Annotated in this window: 3 protein-coding genes; 2 read left to right on the top strand and 1 reads right to left on the bottom strand. The window is 73.5% G+C overall.

Features of this window, described 5'->3' with window-relative positions:
- Positions 1-132: 132 nt before the first annotated feature.
- Positions 133-1,506 carry a cation:dicarboxylate symporter family transporter gene (locus K6I33_RS32515; RefSeq protein ID WP_229358196.1) on the bottom strand — a complete coding sequence of 458 codons (1,374 nt, stop codon included), beginning with the start codon at positions 1,504-1,506 and terminating at the stop codon, positions 133-135.
- 145 nt (positions 1,507-1,651) lie between these two features.
- Between K6I33_RS32515 and K6I33_RS32510 the strand changes: the two genes are divergently transcribed.
- Positions 1,652-3,343: a sensor histidine kinase gene (locus K6I33_RS32510; RefSeq protein ID WP_229358195.1), complete on the top strand. Its 1,692-nt coding sequence runs from the start codon at positions 1,652-1,654 to the stop codon at positions 3,341-3,343.
- Entirely contained in the window at positions 3,340-4,128 is a 789-nt protein-coding gene (locus K6I33_RS32505; RefSeq protein ID WP_229358193.1) for a response regulator, read from the top strand. The genes K6I33_RS32510 and K6I33_RS32505 overlap by 4 nt, the downstream gene beginning before the upstream one ends.
- Positions 4,129-4,221: the final 93 nt, after the last annotated feature.

The raw sequence follows: 4,221 nt of genomic DNA, 5'->3' as shown, positions 1-4,221 counted from the left end.
GCCCCGGGCGGGCCCGGGGCCCTCCTCCCGCCGCGACGGCGGGGAACCCCCACGGCGCGGCCCGGTGGTGCCGTTCCGGGCCCGAGGGCCGCCGTTGGGGAGTGGCGGCCACGCCGTGGGGGTGGTCTGGGGTCAGGAGGCCGCGACGGCCTCCTTCGTTTCCGGCGCTTCCGGCGCCGCGCCGTGGGCGCCGTCGGCGGCCAGGGCCGCCTCGTCGAACGGCAGCCTCCCCGCCAGCACCTCGCGGGCGCGGTCCGCGTCGATCTCCTTGGTCCACGTCCCGATCAGGACGGTCGCCACCGCGTTGCCCGCGAAGTTGGTCATCGCGCGTGCCTCGCTCATGAAGCGGTCGATGCCGACGATCAGGCCGACCCCGTCCACGAGCTCCGGCCGGTGCGACTGGAGGCCGCCCGCGAGGGTGGCGAGGCCCGCGCCGGTCACGCCCGCCGCGCCCTTGGACGCCACGATCATGAACAGCAGCAGGGAGACCTGCTGGCTCAGTGACAGCGGGTTCCCCATCGCCTCGGCCACGAAAAGCGAGGACATCGTGAGGTAGATGGCCGTCCCGTCCAGGTTGAACGAGTACCCCGTGGGCACCGTGATGCCGACCACCGGCTTGCTGACGCCCAGGTGCTCCATCTTCGCGATCAGGCGCGGCAGCGCCGACTCCGACGACGACGTCGACAGGATCAGCAGGAACTCCCGCCCCAGGTACTTCAGCAGGGCGAAGACGTTGACGCCGGCCACCAGCCGCAGTAGCGCCCCGAGCACCACGACCACAAAGATCAGGCACGTCACATAGAAGCCGAGCATGATGACGGCCAGGGACTTCAGCGCGTCCACGCCCGTCGCCCCGACCAGCGCGGCGATCGCGCCGAACGCGCCCACCGGCGCCGCCCACATGATCATGGAGAGGATCCGGAAGACCAGCTTCTGGATGTGTCCGATCCCCCGCAGCACCGGCTCACCCGCCGGGCCCATCGCCTGGAGCGCGAAACCCGTCAGCAGGGCCACGAGGAGCGTCTGGAGCACCTGGCCGCCGGTGAAGGCGGAGACGATCGTGGTCGGGATGACGCCGAGCAGGAAGTCCGCCGTCGACTCGTGCGCGCCCTTGGCCTGGGCCTCGCCCGCGTGCCGCAGCGCGTCCGTCAGGTGGAGTCCGCTGCCCGGCTCCAGGACGTTGCCGACCACCAGGCCGATGGCCAGCGCCACCGTGGACATCAGCAGGAAGTACCCCAGCGCCAGTCCGCCGACCGCGCCGACCTTGGCGGCCTTCCGCACGGAACCGATGCCGAGCACGATCGTGCAGAACACGACCGGCGAGATCATCATCTTGATGAGGTTCACAAAGCCCGTGCCCAGTGGCTTGAGCTCCACCGCCACGCCCGGCGCGGCGAAGCCGACCACGACACCGACGAGCACGGCGCCGATCACCGCGAGATACAGGTAGTGGCTCCGGTCCCGACGGGCCGGTTCGTCCGGTGGCGGGGGTGACTGCGCTCTCACTGTGCTCACGGTGGGTCTCCTCAAAGGTGATCGTGGGGTTCTCCCGAGGAAAAGTGGGGTCGCGGAGACTATGCACGGCCCTGTGACGGTGGTCACCCTTATGTGCATTACGTTCACGAACCGGCCAACAGGCACACTGTCGGCCATGCGCAGACCTCGCATCCGTCTCCCCCACAGCCTCGCCGGCCGGCTCTTCGCGACACAGATCGCGCTGGTCGCCGCCGTGGTGGCCGGGTGCGCGACCTTCGCGTACCTCGCCGACCGGAACCAGGCCGAGGAGGCCGCCCGACGCCAGGTGACCGCGGCCGCCGTCGCCGTCGCCGCCTCCCCCTCCGTACAGAGCGCCGTACGGGACAAGGACCCGGCCGTACGGCTCCAGCCGTACGCCGAGCAGGTCCGCCGGGACACGGGCGTCGACTTCGTGACGATCATGAGTCCCGGCGGCGTCCGCTGGACCCACCCCGACCCCCTCCGCATCGGCGAGCGCTACCTCGGCCACACCGGGCCCGCCCTTGAGGGCCACACGTTCTCGGAGACGTACACGGGCACGCTCGGCCCGTCCGTGCGGACCGTCACCCCCGTACGGGACGAGAACGGCCAGGTCGCCGGGCTCGTCAGCGCGGGCATCACCGTCGACGTGATCAGCGCCGAGGTCCGCGACCAGATCCTGGTGTTCCTCGGGGTGGCCCTGACCGTGCTGGCCTTCGGCGGCGCCGGGACGTATCTGCTGATCGCCCGGCTGCGCCGGCACACCCACGGCATGAACGCCGCCGAGCTCGCCCGGATGCGCGACTACCACGAGGCCGCGCTGCGCGCGGTCCGCGAGGGGCTGCTGATGCTCGACGGACGGCACCGGGTCGCGCTGGTCAACGACGGCGGCCGGGAACTCCTCGGCCTGCGCGGGGACGTGATCGGCGTGCCCGTCACCGGGCTGGGGCTGCCGCCGGGGCTGACCGAGGCCCTGCTCGCCCCCGGGCCGCGCGTCGACGAGGTGCACCTGACCGACGAACGGGTCGTCGTCCTCAACACCTCGCCGGTGGCCGGCGGGGAGCGGCACGGCACGGTGGTCACCCTGCGCGACCACACCGAACTCCAGGCGCTCTCGGGCGAGCTGGACTCCGTGCGCGGCTTCGCCGAGGCGCTGCGCTCCCAGGCGCACGAGGCCGCCAACCGGCTGCACGCCGTGGTCTCCCTCATCGAACTGGGCCGCGCGGACGAGGCCGTGGAGTTCGCCACCGCCGAACTCGAGCTGGCCCAGGCCCTCACCGACCGGGTCGTCGCCGCCGTCGCCGAACCGGTCCTCGCCGCGCTGCTGCTGGGCAAGGCCGCCCAGGCCAACGAGCACGGCGTGGAGCTCGTCCTCACCGAGGACAGCCACGTCGACGACGGGCTCCTGCCGCCCCGCCTGTCCGCCCGCGACCTGGTGACCATGCTGGGCAACCTGATCGACAACGCGGTGGACGCCTCGTGCGCGAGCGGCGCCCGGCCGCCCCGGGTCACCGTCACGGTCCGGGCGGACGGCGCCGAACTGCTCCTGCGCGTGGCCGACACGGGCCCGGGCGTACCGCCGGAGGCGGCGGCCGAGATATTCCGCCGCGGCTGGTCGACGAAGGGAGCAGCGCCGACCCGGCCGGCATGCGACGCCGCCGCGGCCCGGGGTTCCGGGGGCGAGGCCCCCGGAGGCATCGGCCGCGGCCTCGGCCTCGCCCTCGTCCGGCAGGCCGCCCGCCGCAACGGCGGCACCGTCACCCTGGCCGACGCCCCAGCCGGAGGCGCCGAGTTCACCGTACGGCTGCCGCTGCAGCACGTCCGCACCACCGAAGGAGTCCCCGTATGACCACCGTGAGCCCGATGGGCGGACCGCTCGGCCAGACCGGCCCGATCGGCCAGACCGCTCCGATCGGCCAGCCGGGGCCGGCCGCCCCCGAGAGCGCGCCGCAGGCGATCCGCGTGCTGGTCGTCGAGGACGACCCCGTCGCCGCCGACGCCCACGCGCTGTACGTGGGCCGGGTGCCGGGGTTCACGGTCGCGGGGGTGACCCACTCGCGCGGGGACGCCTCGCAGTTCCTCAAGCGGACGCCGGTCGACCTGCTGCTGCTCGACATGTACCTCCCCGACGGCCACGGCCTCCAGCTCCTGCGGTCGTTGCGTGCCGCCGGGCACACGGCGGACGTCATCGCGGTGACGTCCGCGCGCGACCTCGCGGTCGTCCGGGAGGGCGTCTCGCTGGGCGTCGTCCAGTACGTGCTCAAGCCCTTCACGTTCGCCACCCTCCGCGACCGCCTCACCCGGTACGCGGAGTTCCGCGCCGCCGCGGGCGAGGCGAGCGGCCAGGAGGAGGTGGACCGTGCCCTCGCCGCCCTGCGCGCCCCGCAGCCCGCCGCGCTGCCGAAGGGGCTGGCCGGGGACACCCTCCAGGCGGTCATCGACTCCGTCCGGGCGGCCGGTCCCGAAGGCGTCTCCTCGGGCGAGACCGCCACCGCCGTGGGCGTCTCGCGGATCACCGCCCGGCGGTATCTGGAGCACCTGGTGGATTCCGGCCGCGCCGCCCGCGCCCCGCAGTACGGCCAGATCGGCCGGCCCGAACTGCGCTACCGCTGGCTGGCGTCCACACCACGCTGAGGGGTTCCGCGCGGCGGCCCGGGGAACGCAGTACTCGACAGGTGCCGTAGGTGCAGGAGGTCGAGCCGTGCGCCCCACCACCCCTGTCTCTTA

The sequence above is a fragment of the Streptomyces sp. UNOB3_S3 genome (assembly GCF_020740895.1).
GTDB lineage: Bacteria > Actinomycetota > Actinomycetes > Streptomycetales > Streptomycetaceae > Streptomyces.
The sequence above is the reverse complement of the archived record's forward strand: the minus strand, read 5'-3'. Positions and strand labels throughout refer to the sequence as shown.

Bases quoted from the DNA above. Each gene is read 5' to 3' on its own strand.
- K6I33_RS32510 (WP_229358195.1), top strand. From the start codon at position 1,652: ATGCGCAGACCTCGCATCCGTCTCCCCCACAGCCTCGCCGGCCGGCTC.
- K6I33_RS32505 (WP_229358193.1), top strand. From the start codon at position 3,340: ATGACCACCGTGAGCCCGATGGGCGGACCGCTCGGCCAGACCGGCCCG.